At 61.3% G+C, this 18979-nt stretch carries 16 protein-coding genes; 6 read left to right on the plus strand and 10 right to left on the minus strand.

Annotated elements, in window-relative coordinates; genetic code table 11:
• Positions 1-39: 39 nt before the first annotated feature.
• Both LOY35_RS28130 and zigA read right to left on the minus strand, forming a co-directional pair.
• Positions 40-690 carry a DUF1826 domain-containing protein gene (locus tag LOY35_RS28130; protein WP_258629396.1) on the minus strand — a complete coding sequence of 217 codons (651 nt, stop codon included), beginning with the start codon at positions 688-690 and terminating at the stop codon, positions 40-42.
• Positions 690-1898: a zinc metallochaperone GTPase ZigA gene (zigA, locus tag LOY35_RS28135; RefSeq protein ID WP_258629397.1), complete on the minus strand. Its 1209-nt coding sequence runs from the start codon at positions 1896-1898 to the stop codon at positions 690-692. The genes LOY35_RS28130 and zigA overlap by 1 nt, the downstream gene beginning before the upstream one ends.
• A gap of 149 nt (positions 1899-2047) precedes the next feature.
• Here zigA and LOY35_RS28140 point away from each other — a divergent pair, with 149 nt between their 5' ends.
• The 5 genes from LOY35_RS28140 to LOY35_RS28160 all read left to right on the plus strand — a co-directional run bounded on the left by LOY35_RS28140 (position 2048) and on the right by LOY35_RS28160 (position 5866).
• Positions 2048-2437: a glutamine synthetase gene (locus tag LOY35_RS28140; protein WP_408981175.1), complete on the plus strand. Its 390-nt coding sequence runs from the start codon at positions 2048-2050 to the stop codon at positions 2435-2437.
• Positions 2438-2551: 114 nt separating this feature from the next.
• Complete coding sequence (gene folE2, locus LOY35_RS28145) at positions 2552-3448, plus strand: GTP cyclohydrolase FolE2 (RefSeq protein ID WP_258629398.1); 897 nt, start codon at positions 2552-2554, stop codon at positions 3446-3448.
• Positions 3445-4113 (plus strand): metal ABC transporter ATP-binding protein, encoded by a 669-nt coding sequence (locus LOY35_RS28150; protein ID WP_258629399.1) that lies wholly within the window; start codon positions 3445-3447, stop codon positions 4111-4113. The genes folE2 and LOY35_RS28150 overlap by 4 nt, the downstream gene beginning before the upstream one ends.
• Positions 4113-4979, plus strand: coding sequence for a metal ABC transporter permease (locus tag LOY35_RS28155; protein ID WP_258629400.1), 867 nt, complete (start codon positions 4113-4115; stop codon positions 4977-4979). Before LOY35_RS28150 ends, LOY35_RS28155 begins: the two co-directional genes overlap by 1 nt.
• An 11-nt stretch (positions 4980-4990) precedes the next feature.
• The gene (locus LOY35_RS28160) at positions 4991-5866 is read left to right on the plus strand and encodes a metal ABC transporter substrate-binding protein (RefSeq protein ID WP_258629402.1); all 876 of its coding nucleotides are present in this window, start codon (positions 4991-4993) and stop codon (positions 5864-5866) included.
• A 24-nt stretch (positions 5867-5890) separates the two neighbouring features.
• Here the strand turns inward: LOY35_RS28160 and LOY35_RS28165 are convergent, their stop codons facing one another.
• A complete protein-coding gene (locus tag LOY35_RS28165) occupies positions 5891-6412 on the minus strand; it encodes a DUF3617 domain-containing protein (RefSeq protein WP_258629403.1) in 522 nt (173 codons plus the stop codon).
• A 139-nt stretch (positions 6413-6551) separates the two neighbouring features.
• On the opposite strand from LOY35_RS28165, the gene cls reads away from it, so the two are divergent.
• Positions 6552-7991 (plus strand): cardiolipin synthase, encoded by a 1440-nt coding sequence (gene cls / locus LOY35_RS28170; protein ID WP_258629405.1) that lies wholly within the window; start codon positions 6552-6554, stop codon positions 7989-7991.
• Here the strand turns inward: cls and cfaB are convergent.
• The 7 genes from cfaB to LOY35_RS28205 all read right to left on the minus strand — a co-directional run bounded on the left by cfaB (position 7988) and on the right by LOY35_RS28205 (position 18948).
• Positions 7988-9175 carry a C17 cyclopropane fatty acid synthase CfaB gene (gene cfaB, locus LOY35_RS28175; protein WP_258629406.1) on the minus strand — a complete coding sequence of 396 codons (1188 nt, stop codon included), beginning with the start codon at positions 9173-9175 and terminating at the stop codon, positions 7988-7990. The two genes, cls and cfaB, sit on opposite strands and share 4 nt — an antisense overlap.
• Before the next feature lie 171 nt (positions 9176-9346).
• Positions 9347-11254, minus strand: coding sequence for a heavy metal translocating P-type ATPase (locus LOY35_RS28180; protein WP_258629408.1), 1908 nt, complete (start codon positions 11252-11254; stop codon positions 9347-9349).
• The gene (gene hflK, locus LOY35_RS28185; RefSeq protein WP_258629410.1) at positions 11251-12303 is read right to left on the minus strand and encodes a protease modulator HflK; all 1053 of its coding nucleotides are present in this window, start codon (positions 12301-12303) and stop codon (positions 11251-11253) included. The genes LOY35_RS28180 and hflK overlap by 4 nt, the downstream gene beginning before the upstream one ends.
• Positions 12300-13340: a protease modulator HflC gene (gene hflC, locus LOY35_RS28190; protein ID WP_258629411.1), complete on the minus strand. Its 1041-nt coding sequence runs from the start codon at positions 13338-13340 to the stop codon at positions 12300-12302. The genes hflK and hflC overlap by 4 nt, the downstream gene beginning before the upstream one ends.
• Complete coding sequence (locus tag LOY35_RS28195) at positions 13337-15298, minus strand: protease modulator HflK (protein ID WP_258629413.1); 1962 nt, start codon at positions 15296-15298, stop codon at positions 13337-13339. The genes hflC and LOY35_RS28195 overlap by 4 nt, the downstream gene beginning before the upstream one ends.
• Positions 15299-15608: 310 nt before the next feature.
• Positions 15609-17768 carry a hypothetical protein gene (locus LOY35_RS28200; RefSeq protein WP_258629415.1) on the minus strand — a complete coding sequence of 720 codons (2160 nt, stop codon included), beginning with the start codon at positions 17766-17768 and terminating at the stop codon, positions 15609-15611.
• Positions 17755-18948 carry a DUF3142 domain-containing protein gene (locus LOY35_RS28205; RefSeq protein WP_258629416.1) on the minus strand — a complete coding sequence of 398 codons (1194 nt, stop codon included), beginning with the start codon at positions 18946-18948 and terminating at the stop codon, positions 17755-17757. The genes LOY35_RS28200 and LOY35_RS28205 overlap by 14 nt, the downstream gene beginning before the upstream one ends.
• Positions 18949-18979: the final 31 nt, after the last annotated feature.

Raw genomic sequence — 18979 nt, forward strand, 5'->3', positions numbered from 1 at the left:
ATCACCGAGTATCAAGGCTTTTCATACAGAGCCCAGGTTTCAGGCCAGCCAGTCCAGCGTGAGGATCAACCGGCGTTCGCCCGGGGCCAGCTCCGGCGAGCGATGAATCAGGCCGAAGCCTTCATTGCCCAGCCACTTCTCACCCTTGAGCAGCGCCACCTCGCCGCTGCAAAGCTGCTGGATCCTTTGCCGATCGCGGGGCTCGGCGTCAGGTTGAGCCAGCCACCGACGATCCATGGCGCCCTCCTCGAGCCATTCGCTGCCGGCACCGGCATACGTCGTGATCAACCGCACCGGCACATGATCCACATGAAAGCGCGGGCACATGGCCTTGTCCAACGTCCGCAGGCGCAGGCCGACCCGCTTGGCGCCCAACAGGCAGGCGAAAGCGCTGACCAGCCAGGCGACATCGGCAACGAAGCCTTCGTAGCCGTGCAGGTCGCTGAAACCGGCGGCAAGCCCCTTCAGCTCAGGTTGAGTGTCCTCCTCAGGCATATCGAGCACCAGGGACTCAGCCAGCGGTTGATCCATCGAACGCACCAACGCCGCAAAATCACTGATATGCGCCGGAAGCTGACGCTGCCAGACCGCCAGGTTGGTGTCGTCCTTCAGGATCTGCGTCAGGGTCCGCGGGGTATCGCCCTGAACCTGCAGAACCTGGCGTTGCTGCTTCAGCGTAGGCGCCAGCATCAGGCCGCGACCTCGTCATGCCAGGAGCCGAAAGGGTCTGGCAGCAAGCGCCAACCCTCCATACCCAGGGCCATTTCCGCATCCGTGAGCAGGCATCCGTCCAGCTCTTCAGCGAGCTGATCGAAGTCGATGTTCTGCCCGATGAAGACCAATTCCTGGCGGCAATCCCCAGTGCCGGGCAGCCAGTTCTTCATGATCGCTGCGGTGCTTTCCGCGTCCTGGGGCCATTGATTCTTGGGTACGAACCGCCACCAGCGCCCGGCAAAACCATGCCGCATCAACCCGCCTGCCTGGGACCAACTACCCGCCTCTTCGGGTTTGCTGGCCAGCCAGAAGAAGCCTTTGGAGCGCAGCAACTTGCCGTTGAGCCAAGGTCGTTCGATCAGGTCAAAGAAGCGCTGGGGGTGGAAAGGCCCGCGCGCCCGGTAGACAGTCGAAGCGATGCCGTACTCCTCGGTTTCAGGCGAGTGCTCGCCGCGCAACTCTTGCAGCCAGCCGGGAGCTTGAGCTGCGCGCTCGAAATCAAAACGACCGGTGTCAAGGATTTCTCCCAGAGGCACCTGCCCCATGACCATGGGCATAATCTTCGCGTGAGCGTTTAGACGCTTGAGGATAGCCACCAGCTCTTCCCGTTCGTGGCGGCTGATCAGGTCGATCTTGCTGATCAGAATCACGTCGGCGAACTCGATCTGCTCGATCAGCAGATCCGTGATCGAGCGTTCATCTTCCTCCCCCAAGGTTTCGCCCCGTGATGCCAGGTTCTCGGCGGCCTGGAAATCCGGCAGGAAATTTACGCCGTCGACCACCGTGACCATGGTGTCGAGCCGTGCGACATCGGCCAGGCTGCGACCTTCTTCATCGCGGAAGGTGAAGGTCTCAGCCACCGGCAAGGGTTCGGAGATCCCGGTGGACTCGATCAACAGGTAATCGAAGCGCCCCTCTCTGGCGAGTTGCCCGACTTCTTCCAGCAGATCTTCACGCAGCGTGCAGCAGATGCACCCGTTGCTCATCTCCACCAGCTTTTCTTCGGCGCGGTTCAGGCTGACATCGCGCTGGATTTCGCTGCCATCGATATTGATTTCGCTCATATCGTTGACGATTACCGCGACACGCAGGTTGTCACGATTTCGCAGGACATGATTGAGCAACGTGCTTTTACCGGCACCGAGGAACCCGGAGAGCACAGTTACGGGAAGACGATTGGGCATCAGGTATATCCTCATCGGGCGGCCGTGTTGGAAGGTGTGTTTTGCGGCACGTTGGGTCAGGCTGCCGTTCGGTCAAGACGGCTCAGATTATGTTATAGTATAACGATAAATGCTCGCTAGCTGAGAATTCAACTCTTTGAGAGTCATTGATGCGCATTCTTTTGAAATTCATATGTGCTGGTCTGACGCTGTCAATCGCCATGGAGACGTCCGCCCAGGCCTCGCTATTGGCAAATTGCACGCGTAGCGCGAACTTGCTGGCTTGTTCTGACGAACAAGGAAATGCCTATAGCGTCATGACGGCCGGAAATACGGTGTATCTGCGCGGTTTCGAGGTGATGGGCAAGCGTCATTGGGCACAAACGACAAGCCGTTATGGGCAGTTGACCTTCTTCACTGGCTTGGCCTCCGACGGTGAAGCCTGGGTCGGCTACAGCCGACGTGTCGGGTGGACGACGTTGAATCGCTTCTCCAGTTCGGGTGGTGCAGCCGGCAAATTTATCTGCGGGCGCGTGAATGGCTGCCAGGATTCACGCTGATGTTTCACGTGGAACGAACAAGAAGGAAAGCATGAAATTCTGTTCATGAAAAAGATCTGGTCGAATTTATTGTTACACTATAACATTAAATTGACCCCATGACGGATCTTGACCATGAACGCGTTTACGCTTCCGGACATTGCTGCCCAAGCTTCGCGCCAAGCCTTGCCTCTCGACTGGGTAGGTATGTGCGGCGTCGTCTTGCCTGTGTTGATCGATGGTCAACCACTGAGCGCCACCGCTGATCTTGGCGTCAGTCTCGACGATGGCGAAGCTCGCGGCATCCATATGTCCCGCCTGTACCTGGCACTGGAGATGCTCGAGCATTCACCACTGTCACCTTCGCTGCTGCAACGTGTCTTGCTGCAATTCCTCGACAGCCATGAGGGCCTCTCCCACGCCGCATCCCTGACCATTCATACCGAACTGCTGCTCAAACGCCCTGCCCTCGTCAGCCCGTTATCGGGCTGGAAACGCTATCCGGTGAGTATCGAAGCTCAGCTGAAAAACGCTGTGTTCCACGTGGAACTGAACGTCCAGATTCCTTATTCATCCACCTGTCCATGCTCGGCTGCCCTTGCCAGACAACTGATCCAGCAGCAATTCGTGGAGGACTTTGCCAATAAAGCCGTGGAGCACGGAGAAATTCTGGCCTGGCTGGGTTCCACAAAAGGCATTGTCGCCACACCCCACAGTCAACGCAGCGTCGCGTCCCTGAACGTTCGGTTGAACGCAGATATCCACCACTTGCCACTGTCGCTGTTCATCAATCAGGCTGAAGCAGCCTTGGGCACCGCGGTACAAACCGCGGTCAAACGCGCCGATGAACAAGCATTCGCCCTCGCCAATGGCCAGAACCTGATGTTCTGCGAAGACGCCGCTCGACGATTGAGCCTGGCCTTGAGGCAGTCCCCCGACATCATCGCACTCAATGTGCGCGTCGTTCACGCAGAAAGCCTGCATGCCCATGACGCAGTGGCGCAAAGCCGCTGGACCCGGGAGGCAGCATGATCAATTGCCAGGCTTTGCGCTGGGGCCCGCCCGGGCGCCCTCTGACACCCGAACTGAATCTGGAGCGCCCCACTGGCAGCCTGACAGCGATCATCGGTGCCAATGGCTCGGGTAAAAGCAGCTTGCTGAAGGTCCTCGCTGGGCTGCAAAAACCTCTGTCCGGAAAGCTCACGCTGACAGTTCCTCGTCGGGGTGGCGTGTCCTTCCTGGCGCAGCAGCAACACCTGGATCGACAATTTCCCATCAGCCTGCAAGAGCTGGTGGCCGCTGGGGCTTGGGGCAGCCGACAAACAGCGGCCCAGCGAAGCCAGCGACTCGGAACGGTATTGGAGAACTGGGCGTTGACGGGCCTGGAAAATCGTCCGCTCATGGCGTTGTCCGGAGGCGAATTGCAACGTGCCCTGCTCGCTCGCCTGAGCCTGGCCGAAGCGCCATTGCTGTTACTCGATGAACCCCACGCGGCACTCGACGAAGAAGGCCAGACACTGTTGTGGAAACATATTCATGGCTGGCATGCCGAGGGTCGTACCCTGGTGGTGGTGTGTCATGACCTTGCCGCTGTACGCCGGCATATTCCCCACACTTTGTTGGTAAGCCACATGGGCTGCACATTGGGGCGCAGCGTCGATGTGATCGCCCAACAACCCCATATGAAGGTGGCTTGATGCTCGCGGCCACCCACCTCTGGCAGCCCTTCCAGGAATTCGTCTTCATGCGCCGGGCTTTGCTGGGCGGCCTGGTACTGGCCTGCAGCACGGCACCGTTGGGGGTATTTCTGATCCTGCGCCGCATGAGCCTGATCGGCGACGCCGTCGCCCATGGCATTCTGCCCGGTGCCGCGCTGGGCTTCTGGTTCGCCGGATTGAGCCTGCCAGCCTTGACGTTGGGAGGCCTCGGCGCGGGCCTGGGCATGGCCGGGCTCGCGGCTTGGGTGACGCGCCGAACCGGTCTGCGGGAAGACGCCAGCCTCGCGGCGATTTATCCCATCTCCCTGGCGGCCGGCGTGTTGATCCTCGGCATGGCCGGTAAACGTCTGGATCTGCTGCACCTGTTGTTCGGTTCGGCCTTGGCGGTGGACGGCCCGACACTCACCGGCATGCTTTGGGTATCGGCGGCCAGCCTGATTGCCATGGCGCTGATCTACCGACCTTTGTTGCTCGACACCCTGGATCCGTTGTTCCTGCAAACCGTCAGCCGTCTCGGCCCGTTGGCCCACGGTGTGTTCCTGACCCTGGTGGTGTTGAACCTGGTGATCGGTTTCCAAGCGATTGGCGCTCTCATGGTGGTCGGTCTGATGATGTTGCCAGCCGCCTCCTCGCGGTTCTGGAGCCGCCGCTTGCCGGCCCTGATGGCCATCGCGGCGCTGCTCGGTTGCCTCTCGGTCTGGTTCGGCCTGTTGCTGTCCTTCTATTTCTCCCTGCCCAGCGGCCCGGCCATCGTGCTGGTTGCGGGAGTGTTGTATCTGTTGTCCGTGATATTCGGTCCGGTGCACGGTCTGCTGCGCCGCCCGCCCTTGCTCACATCCCCATGAGGTGTTCCCCGATGCGCGCTCTGCTCGTGCTGTTCAGTCTGATGCTGTCGATGTCCTTGTCCGCCGCCGAGAAACTTCAGGTGGTCACCAGCTTCAGCATTCTCGCCGACATGACCCGACAGGTCGGTGGCGAGCATATCCAGATCACCAACATGGTCGGGCCGGATGCCGACGCGCACACATACGAACCAACGCCGGACGATGCCAAGGCATTGCTCGCTGCAAAATTGATCATCAAGAATGGATTGGGCTTCGAGCCGTGGCTGGATCGCCTGGTCACCAGCACGGAAACCCACGCCCAAGTCATCAGCGCCAGTCGCGGCGTAATTCCGCGTTCGCTGGATGAAGACGGTGAGACCATCCCCGACCCTCACGCCTGGCATAATCTGGCGAATGCCGAGCTGTATATAAATAATATCGCCAAGGCGCTGGAAGCCGCCGATCCGGCCAACAAAGCCGACTATGAGCGCAACAGCCAAGCGTACCTGAAGAAGGTCTATGCGCTGCTCACAGATGCCAAGGCCAAGCTCGGCTCCCTGCCGCCTGGCAATCGCAAGATCGTGACGTCTCACGATGCGTTCGGTTATCTGGGTCAGGCCTATGGCATCGACTTCATGGCGCCACAGGGGTTGTCCACCGAACGCGAACCGTCAGCCGCCGAAGTTGCAGCGCTGATTACCCAGATTCGCCAGGCACACGTCAAAGCGGTGTTCATGGAAAACATCAAGGACGCGCGCCTGCTCAAGCAGATCGCCGATGAAAGCGGCGCTCACATCGGCGGCACATTGTATTCCGATGCCCTCGCCGCCAGCGGTCCGGCCAGTACCTTCACCGGCCTGTTCGAATACAACCTCAATACGCTGTACGACGCGCTGTCCAAACCGTAGCCATCCGTTTCATCTGCGCAGCGGTCATGCTCTCGGCTTGACCGTTCCGCAATCCTGCCCCAACCACACGGCACGGGTATCGAGGCTGCCATTCTGCTGGATGCCGGTGGCATTGAAGGTGCCATTGACCTTAGTGGTAAATTCCCGGTCGCTCTGGAATGTCGCGATTCCGTTGCCCTGGGCTTTAGGGCAACTGAAGCGAAACTTCCACTGATTGCCGGTCCGCTCGGTGATCTGCTGTTTGCATCCCGATTGCGGATCTTGCAGTGGGATGTCATTGCTCTGGACCTGCGCCGGCGTCAGGCATACCCGGATCCCCTTCCCGCCCATGGTAATGCCCTGCTTTTCCAGCATCGCCCGTTGCTCTGGGGTGATCTGGTTCTGCAACTGGCCGAGAATAAGTTGCAGGTCTGGCAGGTTCTGGTTATCGACTTTCATATTGCTTGTAGTCAATTCCCACAAACCTGGCTGAAGCATCTGCGCCTGAGCCGCCACAGGAACTGATAAGCCAACCGCCAAGGCCCAACCCAGCAGACGAACATTCATTGCAAGAACTCCAGAGGACAAGTGGCCGTTAGACGCCGCCCGCGGGCTTCGGTTCAGGCTCTGCGACAGTGAATTAAATAGCGACATTCGCCATGGAACATGGTCTGTTAGGCATTGGACTTCAGGAGCAAGGCTGCCCATGGATTATTTTGGACCCCATGTTTTCGGTTACCTGATTGCGCTGCTTCATACCCTGGGTTCCATCGCCGCGGTGCATGCGGTGCTGACGGTACGCACCGCTCAAGGTTCGATCGCCTGGGCCCTGTCACTGGTGTTTATTCCCTACCTGACGTTGATCCCTTACCTGGTGTTCGGTCGTAGCACCTTCGACGGCTACATCAAGGCGCGCCGCCAGGCCAACGAAGAGATGCGCAAGGCCGTGTCCGAGCTGAACTGGCGCCCATGGGTGGAAGAGGCCCTGACTGCCCGTGCATCCCAGGCCTACGCCTCGCTACGGGCCATGCCCAAACTGGGCCGAACGCCCTGCCTGGCGAACAACGAAGTGCGTCTGCTCATCAACGGTCACGACACGTTCGAGGCCATTTTCCAGGCCATCGAAAACGCCCGGGAAGCTGTATTGATCCAGTTCTTCATCATTCATGACGACCGACTGGGTCAGCGCCTGCAAGCGTTACTCCTGAAGAAAGCCGCCGAAGGGGTTGCGGTGTATCTGTTGTATGACCGGATCGGCAGCCACTCCCTGCCCCATCGCTATGTCCAGGCATTGCGCGACGGAGGTATCCACGTCAAGGCGTTCGCTACCCGCAGTGGCTGGCTCAATCGCTTCCAGGTCAATTTTCGCAACCACCGCAAGATCGTTGCGGTGGACGGCGTATTGGGGTTCGTCGGTGGGCACAACGTGGGCGACGAATACATGGGGGAGATGCCGCCATTGTCCCCATGGCGCGACACCCATGTCGAAGTGCGCGGCCCCGTGGTGGCGAGTATGCAGGAATCATTTGCCGAAGACTGGTTCTGGGCCGCCCGTTCGCTGCCGCCCCTGATCCTGCCGGACACCTACCCCGAAGATGGCGTGCTCTGCCAGTTGCTGGCCAGCGGACCGGCCGATGCCCAGGAAACCTGCTCGCTTTTTTTTGTCGAAGCCATTCATGCGGCCAGCGAACGGGTCTGGATTACCACGCCCTACTTCATTCCTGACGAATCGGTATTCGCCGCGTTGCGCCTGGCGGTACTGCGCGGGGTTGACGTACGCATCCTCCTGCCCTCACGACCGGACCATAAGATCGTCTACGCCGCCTCCAGCCTGTACGCATTCGAAGCGGTGCGGGCCGGTGTCCGTGTCTTCCGCTATGAGCCCGGGTTCTTGCATCAGAAAGTGGTACTGATCGACCGGGAAATCAGCGCCATCGGCAGTGCGAACCTGGACAACCGTTCGTTCCGGTTGAATTTCGAAGTGATGCTACTGACGGTGGATATTCCGTTCGCCACCGAGGTCGAGCAGATGCTTGAAAAAGATTTCGCTCAAGCCCACGAAATCGCCAAAGAGGAAAGCCGGGAAACCCACCGCCTGCAGAAGGTCGGCATGCGGATCGCCCGGCTTATTTCGCCGATACTTTAAGGTGTGTAGATATCGTCACGGGTCCAGGGCAAATCATGGCTGCCATCGGCGTAAGCCTTCACCGCCAGGATCTGATGCAGATTGATCCAGCCCTTGGCGAACGCATAGGCGCATCCGGCCAGGTACAGTCGCCAGATTCGTAGCGCCTGCTCCGGCACCTCTTTCGACGCGGCTTCCAGATTGTCTTCGAGCCGTTCACTCCAGTGATCCAGGGTCCGCGCGTAGTGCAAGCGCAAGCTCTCCACATCGACAATTTCCAACCCGGCCTCGCTGATCTGGGCTGAAATCATCGACAGGTGCGGCAGCTCGCCATTGGGGAACACATACTTCTCGATGAAGTCCCCGGCGCCACGGCCCACCGGACGGCCATCGGTATGTTTGGCCGTGATGCCATGGTTCATCACCAGCCCACCCTCGCGGACCGCGCCAAACAACGTCTTGCAGTATTGCTCCAGATTGGCGTGACCCACATGTTCGAACATGCCGACGCTGACCACCTTGTCGAAGCGGCCATCCTGCGGGAGGTCCCGGTAGTCCAGCAACTGCAGCTCCACCCGGTCCTCCAGGCCCTCCGTTTTGACCCGCTCCCGGGCCAGGGCCAGCTGCGCCGTGCTCAAGGTGATACCGAACACCTTGACGCCGAATTCCCGCGCCGCGTAACGCGCCAACCCACCCCATCCGCAGCCGACATCCAGCAGGTACTCACCGGGTTGCAGGCGCAGTTTTCGGCACAGGTGGCGGAACTTGGCTTGTTGGGCCTGCTCGATGGTTTCGCTGCCCGTCTCGAAATAGGCGCAGGAATAAGCCATGTCGCTGTCGAGCCACAACTGATAGAACGCGTTGGAAAGGTCGTAGTGATAAGAGATCGCCTTGGCGTCGGTTTCCTTGTCGTGGGCTGAACGTACCGGCAGGCTGTCGTCCTCCGCGTCCACCAGTGCCTGACTCCATTCATCGCAGACCCGGATCACTTCGCTGATCGAGCCTTCGAGCTCAAGCTTGCCTTCTACAAACGCCGCACCCAGTGCATCCAGGCTGGGATGGGTAAGTTTCGCGACCATCTGTGGGTCCTTGACCACGATCGTGACGCTGGGATCGGCACCCAGCGTGAATTCATGGCCGTCCCAGAGCCGCAGCCGAAGCGGCAGTTGCAGATTCTGTAAGGCCGGTGGAAGTTGCGCGAGCATGAAATATCCCCCCTTGTTTCAGACGTCTGAAATGAGGGTAGACCATCGTAGAAAAATAGCAGGCTATCGAGTTTATAGCCTTCTTCTATTGTCGCCCGGAATCGCTCCTTGAGCCGGAACTGCCAACTGTTAACCCTCTTCACCATGGACTGCCAGAGCCACGCACAAGTTCTACCCTGGCTCCTGGACTTTGAGCAATGGCTCCTGAAAGCGTAGCAGTCTTCCGGCATTTCCCAGTACCAGCAAAGTGCTCAGATTATGCAGCAGGGCCGCGATCATCGCCCCCGCCGCGCCAAGCCAACCGAACGCAGCAAAAGCGACAATCGCCAGCGTCCAGCCCAGGCCGATGATCACGTTGACCTGAAGCGTACGCCGACACTGGCGGCTGAGGCGTACGCAGGTACCGAGCCGCCTCAGGTCGCTGCCGATCAATACGATATCCGCCGACGCCAGGGCGATGTCCGCACCGCCCGCGCCCATCGCGACCCCCACCACCCCGGCCTTGAGCGCCAGGGAGTCATTGATACCGTCGCCGACGACCATGGGCCGGAAGCCATTGTCGATTTCCGTCATGACCCGCTTGAGCTTGTCCTCCGGCAACGCCTGGGCCTGTACGTCGGTAATTCCCACTTCCCGCGCCAGCGTGCTGGCCACGCTCTGGCGGTCACCCGTGAGCAACAGTTGCCGCCCCAGACCCAACGTCCGCAACTCAGCCATGGCGACCTGGGCTTCCGGCTTGACGCTATCGGCCAGCAGCAGCCAGGCGAGGAATTGTCCACCCAGCGCCAGCCCGGCAATCGGGCCGTCATGATCAGGTACCACCGACGTTTCGATACCCTGCTGAACAAACAACTCGGGCCGGCCCAGAGCCGCTTCGCCCTGGCTGGTCATCGCCACCACACCCAGGCCCTGGCGCTCGTGAATGTCCGTCAATGGCAGATATTTTTCCGGTTCCACCAACCCTGCCAATGCCCGGCTGACCGGATGGCTGCTGGCGGATCCAAGGCTCGCGGCCAACGACAACAGGGACGCCCGATCGCTCTGTGGGCTTTCGATGGACTGCAGGCGCAAAGCGCCATAAGTCAGGGTTCCGGTCTTATCGACCACCAGTGACGTCAAGTCCGCCAGCTCTTCCAGGAAAGCCGAGCTACGAATCAGGATGCCATGGCGTGCCGCTACCGCGATCCCTGCAATAGCGGTCGCCGGCGCCGACAACACCAGCGCGCAAGGACAGGCCGCCACCAGCACCGCCAACATCGCCTGGGCATCGTTGGTAACGAACCAGGTCACCGCCGCCAGCAGCAACACCAGCACCAGATAGCTGCCGGCATAACGCTCCAGCAATCGGGTGATGGGCGGCTTCGAACGTTCGGCGTTTTGCATCAGCGCGATGACCTTGCCCAGCGTCGACTCGTGGCCTGTGCGAGTCACTTCCAGACGCAGCAATCCATCGAGATTGATCGCGCCACCAAACACCTCGGTGCCCACCACCGCTTCCAGCGGCACCGACTCACCGGTAATGGGCGCGGTGTCGAGGCTGGCCTGGCCGGACAGCACCCGGCCATCGGCCGGTACGCGATCACCGGCACGCACCTCTACCGTGTCGCCGGGTCGCAGCGTGGCGTTGTCGACTTCAATGATCGAACCATCGGCCAACATCTTGCGTCCCAAACTACGTGTCAGTTGACCCAAGGCGTGGATGGCTTCCTGGGAACCGATGACGCTGCGCTCTTCCAGCACATGGCCAAAGATCATGATGATCGGCAGCAGCGCAGCCGTCAGCAGATCCCCCGTGGCCCAGGCCCCCAGCATCGCCAAGGCGATCAACTGGTCGGTGATGCCATGCAGGCTCGGATAACGCAGGCTGTACCAAGCCGACCGCATCACCGGCACCGCGACCAACAGCGAAGCGACACCCAGTAGCAACTGGCTGACCCCGGTCTGCTCCGGCGACCAGACGCGCCATACCAGACCCAACGCGAGCAGGCCGAGGGCGAGCATCGCCAGGGTCAACTGGCGGGCGGCCATACGTTGTTCGGCGCTAGACAACATTGGAACGGTGACGGTTTGCGCGCTCATTGCTCAGCTCCCTGAATAATCAGGCGGGAATCGTCTTTCGGGTCGACCGTGGTCACTGACCCGGCCTGACGGAGAATGGCGGGCATGCGCTCGCGGTATAAGCGCAACAGCAGTTGCGGATCAGTGTCCTTGGTCTTCGCCAGGCTGAGCACGGTAGCGGTGTCGGCCGAGGCCTTGGCGAGCCGTTCGCTGGCCTGGGCATGGGCCACTTGCAGAGTGCGGTCGGAATCCTGGCGAGCGGTCTGGGTCAGTTTCTCGGCTTCGGTGCGGGCATTGGCAACGGCCTTATCAGCTTGCTGGCTGGCCGTCAGCACCGCATTGAACGCGTTCACCGCCGGGCCCGGCAGACTCGACTGGACGTCGACCCGCACCACTTCGATCCCCAAGCCCTGCCCCGTTGCGGCAAGATCGGTCAGCCGTCGGTTGATGCCTTGCACGAGATCGCCGCGCAGGCGTTCGCGGCGTTCGGCGGCCTGGTTGTCACTGCCGATCAGCTCGGGACGGGCGACCAGAATCGTGTCCAGGTCCCGAGCCGCTGCGAGGGTTACCGCGCTACGGGTGACCAGGCGATCCAGTGCCGGCAGAACATGCTCACCCTGCAAAACGAACGCATAGGGCTCGGTAACTTTGTAGAACACCCGCACATCCAGTTGCACCACTCCGGCGTCACCGGTCAATAAATAGCCAGAGCCGGCCAGGGCATCACTGACCGGCGAGGCAAAACTGGCGACCCGATCAGCCTGCAAGGCCGCATCCGAGCGCAGCAGGTTTTCCACGCGCCGCTCCAGGACTCGATCCGCGGCCGGCAGCAGGATGACTTGTTCCACGGGACGCGGCCACGCCAATAGCAGCCCGGCATTTTGAATGCGATCCAGCGCGCCAAAGTGCAGCACCACGGCGCGGTTTTGAGGGTCGATCTGTCGAACGTTGGAAAAGACCCAAGCCAACGCAGCCAGGATTGTGACTGCGTACAGAGCCAGAAACGCCACTCGCCCCGCTTGAATCCAAGGGCTGGATAACTCATTTGTTCCACGTGGAACCAAACTCATGGTTGTGTTCCACCTTTGAGTTCCACTGAAGGCGGACCATCAACCAACACCCGGAAAGGCGCCGCATCGGTGCGCAGGATCAGTTTGGTGCCAGGGCTGACAATGGTGCCCAGGGTGTCCAGCGAACGCAGCAGGTTATACAGCTGGGGCGAACCGGCGTAAGCCTTGCCATAAATTTCAGCGGCCTCGACCCGGGACTGTGCCTCGATATCGGCCGCCTTCACCGTAGCATCCGCCTGCACGATCCGCGCATCGCGTTCGGCGGCCGAGCGAATTTGCGCGGCTTCGCGTTTACCTACGGCGGTGCGTTCGGTGGCGATGGTTTCCCGCTCGGCACGCATGCGATCCACCGTCGCGGTCAACGTCACCGAAGGCAAGGTCAGACGCTCGATCCCCACTTGCAGCACCCGCACGCCGTAGGTGGCGAGCAGTTGCTGTTCAATCTGCTGGCGCAACTGCGCTTCGAAATCGCCGATGCGTACCTGGCTGGCGTCGGTGTTGACCAGATTCGCCAAGTCAAAACTGGCGGCCGTGGTTTCCAGGGCCGATCCCACGAACGTGCGAATCTGCCGGGCGGCCTCGTCCGGTTGGTTCTGCACTGCGCGCATGAAACGCTGGACGTCGTCCGGATCACCCTGCACCTGCCACGCCACGTAGGCCTGGACAATGATGCGTAAGCCGTCACGGGTGCCGACGTCCTGCAGACCGCTGGACGTCGTGCGCAGCCGCAAGTCCACCGGAATCGCCGCCTCGAACGGCGCCGGCCAACGCCAGCCCAGGCCGGGCTGCAACAATACCCGCGCCGGATTGCCGAAGCGGGTGATGACGGTCGCCTCCCCCGAGCGCACCTGGACCAGGCTCGCGGCCGCGACGGCAAAAGCTACCAGCAGCGCCGCCCAGCCCATTCGCCGCCAGGGAAACGGACCCGCTTCCTGTGGGTCGCCATGATGATGGTGGTGATGCCCATGATGATGACCGGCATGGCCGTGGTCATGACCGGAGTGATCGTGATGATCGTGGGAAGAAGACTGGCTCAATGGGCAGCTCCTGGCTGGATAAGGTTACGCGGCGATGCGGGATCTGCCGGAAGCGTGAAAGTGCGCAGGTCGATGGTCGGCGCGTTGCCGCTGCCGCCCAGACGGTGATCGAGGATCAGCAACTTGGCATTGCCAAGGCCCCGGCTCAGTTGGCTGAGGTACTGCTCCAGCACAAAGGCGTGGCCGGCCGTGGCGTAGGCCTTGCGTTCAGCACTAAAGCGCAAGTCGGAAGCCTGGGCGGTGGCGTTGATTTCCCGGGCAGTGGCCTGGGCCTGGTCGTGGGCAATACTGGCTTGCAGTTGTGCCTGATTGGTCTGCTCCGCCGCCGCACCGCGTTCCCGGGCAATCAATGCCTGGGCACCGATTTGTGCCGCTTGTACACCGTGATAGGCATTGGCCGCTCCCGCCGGCGGATGGATCGCCTCCACCACGGTAGCCAGGATTTCCACGCCGCTGTCGAGCGTCTGCAAATCGGTTTGTACAGCCCGACCGATTTCATCGGCCAGGCTGACACGATCCGCGCCCAACAAACCGTCCAGCGTGCGCGAGGCGAACTCATGCACCAGAATGCGGCTGGCGGTACTGCGAATCAACGTGGGGATGTCGGCGCTGTTGTAGGTGGCTGCCAGCGCCGCCGCATCGGTAAGGCCAATGCGATAGACAAAGCGCACATCCATGTTGACGATCTGAAAGCTCTGCTGATCGGCACGACGGCTGGCAATCACTTGGGATTTATCGTTCACATGGCTGGCATCCCACAACCGATTGGCAATCGCCGGTGCCGGCCCTTCCGCTGAATCGGCCTCCGTGCTCGCACGGCTTTCGCTGACGCTGGTGGCCAGTTCATGGACGATGCCATTTTCGACGTTCAGCACCCGACCCAACGGCCACGGCAAGCCGAACTGCAGGCCAGGACCGAACACCTCCACCGGTTTTCCAAAACGCTCGTAAATGCCGCGCCCTTGCAGTGGTACTTCATGCACACCCGTGAGCAGCCAGCCCACCAGCGACACCAGCGCCAGCACCGGCAAAAAGGCCCGGCGCATGTAGCTGAATGCCCAGATCTGGCGCAGGTCAATGCCGAAACGGTTGTGCAATTCATGCTGCAGGGCCAACAAGGGTTGCGGTGGCCAGCGCAGCAGATCGGCGATGACGCTACGACCCAGCAAGGTCGGCTCCAGGGAGTCCCGGCGCGGGCTGAACAATGACAGCAGGGCCCGCAGCAGCAACTCCACCGCCGCCAGCCCAGGCAACAACCCCATCAGCACTGCCAGGCGCACCGGCCAGATGGACGACTCATCAGCAAACAACAGGCACAGCGCGCCGAGCACCAGCACGATAATCGCCAGGCGGGTCAGTTGCGCCAGCGGCGGCGCTTCCGGCCATTCAAGGGTGGATTGCTGAGCCAGTTGGCGTTCAAGTACCAACAAGCCGAACGCCAACAGCACTGAGAGCACTGCCCCCACATTGGCCGATGCGCCAAGCGTGGCCGCCGGCAGGGTCAGATCCCAGGCTTGCTCCAGACTCAGCAGCGCCAACCCTGCCCAACCGGCCAGCCACAACGTCGGCGCGCCGATCTGGTTCAGCAGGCCGATCCAGCGCGCGCCGATGCGCTCCAGCAATCGCTCATACCAGCCGGATGGCTCTACCGGTTCGCGTTCGATGACCGGGATAACCGCCATCGGCAGCAATGCCCTGCTGCGCCACTGCGTCACCCACCAGGCAGATTGCAGGCCGGCCACCAGCACCAGCAATGCCGCACTTTGACTCGCCAACAAGGCCGGCCACATCGATTGCGGCGAAAACAGCCCGACAAAGAAGCCGGACACCAACCCCAGACCCGCCAGGACAGCCAGGGCGAAAGCGATCCGCCGAAGGCGTCGCCCCTGGGACTGCGCCTGCTGAAAGCGTGGCCGCTCGGCCACTTGTGCTCCCTCGACATCAAGATCGACTTGCATACCACCCCAGCATTTGGCGATCAAAAACCGGGCATGTGGACAGATTCCACAGCCTTTGCGTTATAGGGCGTTACCTTATAACCATAGCTGTGAAATTTCTGTTTTTAATTCTTCATGCTGGATGCAAACCGGTGAAAATGAACAGGGGCCTTTGTGGCGAGGGGATTTATCCCCGCAGGGCTGCGAAGCAGCCCCTAGACCCTGACCCTCGCGGGTTACCAGACAAAGGGTGTGTTGACTGGTTTAAGGGCTGCTGCGCAGCCCAGCGGGGATAAATCCCCTCGCCACGAGATTTTCATATGGATCGAAGTCAGCCAGCCGACCTCTGCGCCTTGCGACGTCGATTGATCAACCCCAGCGCGCCCGCCACCACCAGCACCACGCCACCGATCTGCAACCAGCGTTTGTAGGGACGCAACGCGGAACGAACCGGGTCGAGCGCCTGGGTGACGTAGCGTTTGTCCGCCTTGTTAAACTCGGGATAGGGGCACTGATGACCAAAATACCCGGCCCAAGCCACATAAGGACCTTCTTTCACGTAACGCTGATACAACGCGCTTTGTTCCTCCAGGCTCGAGTTGTACCCCACGGCCTTGCACAACACTGCCGCGAACGCCTGGCTGGTATGGGGCAGGTTGTCCGCAGCCTTGCTCGCCAGGGCAGTGGCGACAAAACGGTAGTGATAGCGCTCGTTCGGTTGCGCGGCGCTAGCCTGCTGGCGCTGCACCTCCCCCTCGGCCACCAACGGCCCGACCTTCAGTTCAACCGGTTCCAGGCTGTAGTTGCCTCCCATGGAGGCGTAGTCCGGCGCCATTTCGTAGCCGAGCAGCTCCATGCCCCATTCGCGCGCCACCCAGGATGCGTTGAAATACGCCTCGGCCCGACGGGTAGGCCACCATTTGGACTCGGCCTCCTGGCGCAGTTGCCCATAGGTCCGGGCCTTGTTCTGTAGATCGGCGTTATCGAAGTAAGCCGGTGCCTCGTCATAGCGCCCTTCCCGCAACAAGCGGCGGCCCAGCAGGTTACGCAGCTGCGCGGCTACCGGCAGTTGCACGTAGTTGTCGCGATCCTGCTGGCTCAATGGGGGTGGCGCCGGGACTTGGGCGTCGACGTACTGTTTCAGTTCCTCGACCGTCAGTACCCGTTCGGCGACTGCAGCGGCGTCGTACCAATAATTGCCCTGGCCGCGATAAAGCTGATCGAACGCTTGCAGATAATCGCCCCGTTGCAGGGCCAGGATCGCACTTTCGCCTTCAACCCGGCACTTGGGCTGAACCGTCTCGTAATCCCAATCCGGCGTACGCCGATTGCCCCAGGATTCATCCTTCGGAAACGCCTGGGCCGCCTTGGCATAGGCCGCAGCCGCAGCCGTCTTGTCACCATCACGCACGGCCAGCTTGGCCCGCAGCCACCAGGCCAATCCACTGTCGCCGGCTTTGTCCACAAAGGCTTTGGCGCTGGCGTAATCGCCGTGCTGATAGATCACCGCCGCCAGCCGATCGGCATCATCCAGATTGCCCTGACTGCTGGCTTGCAGCAGCTTGACCAGCCTCTTCTCACCGGATGGCTCCTCTCCATCCCACCAACTGATGTGGCTGAGCAAGTAGCTCGTCAACAACCGCTGCACGGCATCGGTCTTGAGCAACTCGCTCAGGCGATCATCCGGCTGGCCATTGAGGTCTGCCGCCAGGTACAGCAACGAGCTGTAACCGACCTCAGACCCGTGCAGCGACTGGGCTGCATACAGCGTGATCGCACTGTCCCAATCGTCAGCCGTATAGGCCACCCTAGCTTCTTCGCCGAGACTGGCGATGCCCAGCTCCAGGGGATCGCTGAAACCGGCCACGCTCAGGTCACGGGCCTGACGAAACGCCGCTCGGGCCTGATCCCGCGATGCCGCCGGATCTTCGTTGCCCGCCTCGGTACTTACGGCAAACAAGGCCCGCCCCAGGGAATAGGCGGCCCAGGTACTGCGCAACGGGCGCTGGTCCGCCGGCAACGCCAGCAACTCCTGGAATGCCTGCACAGCCCTCTGGTTTTCACCGGCACCAAAGGCTGCCGCGCCAATGGCATACAACCGTAGCTCGGCAGGCAGGTTCGCCGCTTGCGCAGCGACCTCGTCGATATCATTCAACGCCCGCAACCGCTCCACCAACGCTTGCTGCGGCGGGGTCAGGCCAATCCGTTCAGCCTCGTTGCGCTGTGCCACGTAGGGAGACGAATCGTCGTAGTTGTAATCCGGGTTGCGCGTCGCCTCGCTGGCGAGCTTGAGTCCGGCAATGGCATGGCCCAGACGCTTGATCTCGAAGCGAAAGTTGCCTTCGGGTAATTCAGCTAACGATTGGGCGCGGTTGTCCAGCAAGCGCATCGGGAATTCCGGACCACAGGCCAGCGCCTGGCCCAACGGCAAGCCGAGGCTCATACAAAACACCGGGCAGACCAAACGACGAGGCCACTTACGGGTAGACATTGAAAGCTCCTTGTTCAATTTTCGTACAACGCGCCCAGCCCATGGCCCGTTGGGCACCGGCGGCGAGACGGCCTTCCTGAATGCGGGTGAAGGTAAGCAGTCCGGGAGTTTGTTGCAACGTATAACCAAGCAAGGCATCGACCCCATCACATGCGCCGACGGCAAGCGTCACCCGTTGAGGCCAGGGGCTGTCGAGATTGCCTCGATTGGCCAACCGGATATCGTACAAACCGTCTTTTTCCTCCACCGTCAGGGCCAGGTGGCTGTCCAGTGTGTCTCCACGAGCCACCGCGCCGAGGGTGGTCAGGCTCCAGGCACGTCGGTCACCTGCCAGCGGCAGCCGAAACCAGATCAAGCCAGACAGGTGCTTTGGCGGTTCGGCGCGCAGAGTTGCGGCCAGCCCGGCCACTTGCTGCGGGTCTGCCAAGAGCTCCCGCCGTTCGCCTCCCCTATCGATCGGCACTTCGCTTTCAACCACCGGCACGCCGCTCTCCTGGGTCAACAGCGCCACCCCATAAGCCGGCAGGGCCAGGTAGAACGGCCGCGTGGTGACCTTGCTCCAGCGTTCGGCCCAGTGCCGGGCCTGTTGCGGATCGAACAGCCCCTGTCGCGGGTCGCTCACCGCATGGACCTGTAACACGCTGCTGTCCACGGCTTCCAGCAGCCCGGGCAGCGCGGGGCTGTCGAGCCAGGCCGGCAAGGCCGTGATACTCAATCGCAACGTGGCTGGCAAGGTCAGGCGCAACCGTTTCAGGAACGTTCCGTAGGCCGGCAGTCGTGCGGTACCGGCATCATGGTCGATCTCCACGCCCACCGGTGTCAGGCCTTGGGCTTGCCAGTCACTCAACACTTGCTGGATCTGTGTAATGACCTCGTCCTGATCCAGGGTTCCGAGCTGGCCGTCCAGGCGGATCACCGCGATCAGCGGCCGGCCATCGACCTTGAGCAAGGCCGGATCGATCCGCGCACGGCTCCAGCCCGCGCCGGGAAAAGCCTGCAAGGCCAGTACCCGCAAGCTCGAGAAGTCCTGATGGCTCTGGCGCAGCGCCAATGCGTGGGCCGGGGTCCACTGGCGTTGCCAGATATAGAGTTGTTGATCGAGAGGCGCGGCGGGCGGTGGCTCACAGCCCTGCAATAGCAACGCGACGAGTACCAGCGCTGTCCGGAAAAGAAAAGTCATGAACCTTCGTCACCCGCTAAAACCCGGCAGA

This window comes from Pseudomonas sp. B21-028 (assembly GCF_024749045.1).
In the GTDB taxonomy this organism is placed as follows: Bacteria; Pseudomonadota; Gammaproteobacteria; order Pseudomonadales; family Pseudomonadaceae; genus Aquipseudomonas.

Coding starts and splice junctions, on each gene's coding strand:
- LOY35_RS28130 (WP_258629396.1), bottom strand. CDS start 690: ATGCTGGCGCCTACGCTGAAGCAGCAACGCCAGGTTCTGCAGGTTCAG.
- zigA (WP_258629397.1), bottom strand. CDS start 1,898: ATGCCCAATCGTCTTCCCGTAACTGTGCTCTCCGGGTTCCTCGGTGCC.
- LOY35_RS28140 (WP_408981175.1), top strand. CDS start 2,048: ATGCGCATTCTTTTGAAATTCATATGTGCTGGTCTGACGCTGTCAATC.
- folE2 (WP_258629398.1), top strand. CDS start 2,552: ATGAACGCGTTTACGCTTCCGGACATTGCTGCCCAAGCTTCGCGCCAA.
- LOY35_RS28150 (WP_258629399.1), top strand. CDS start 3,445: ATGATCAATTGCCAGGCTTTGCGCTGGGGCCCGCCCGGGCGCCCTCTG.
- LOY35_RS28155 (WP_258629400.1), top strand. CDS start 4,113: ATGCTCGCGGCCACCCACCTCTGGCAGCCCTTCCAGGAATTCGTCTTC.
- LOY35_RS28160 (WP_258629402.1), top strand. CDS start 4,991: ATGCGCGCTCTGCTCGTGCTGTTCAGTCTGATGCTGTCGATGTCCTTG.
- LOY35_RS28165 (WP_258629403.1), bottom strand. CDS start 6,412: ATGAATGTTCGTCTGCTGGGTTGGGCCTTGGCGGTTGGCTTATCAGTT.
- cls (WP_258629405.1), top strand. CDS start 6,552: ATGGATTATTTTGGACCCCATGTTTTCGGTTACCTGATTGCGCTGCTT.
- cfaB (WP_258629406.1), bottom strand. CDS start 9,175: ATGCTCGCGCAACTTCCACCGGCCTTACAGAATCTGCAACTGCCGCTT.
- LOY35_RS28180 (WP_258629408.1), bottom strand. CDS start 11,254: ATGAGCGCGCAAACCGTCACCGTTCCAATGTTGTCTAGCGCCGAACAA.
- hflK (WP_258629410.1), bottom strand. CDS start 12,303: ATGAGTTTGGTTCCACGTGGAACAAATGAGTTATCCAGCCCTTGGATT.
- LOY35_RS28195 (WP_258629413.1), bottom strand. CDS start 15,298: ATGCAAGTCGATCTTGATGTCGAGGGAGCACAAGTGGCCGAGCGGCCA.
- LOY35_RS28200 (WP_258629415.1), bottom strand. CDS start 17,768: ATGTCTACCCGTAAGTGGCCTCGTCGTTTGGTCTGCCCGGTGTTTTGT.
- LOY35_RS28205 (WP_258629416.1), bottom strand. CDS start 18,948: ATGACTTTTCTTTTCCGGACAGCGCTGGTACTCGTCGCGTTGCTATTG.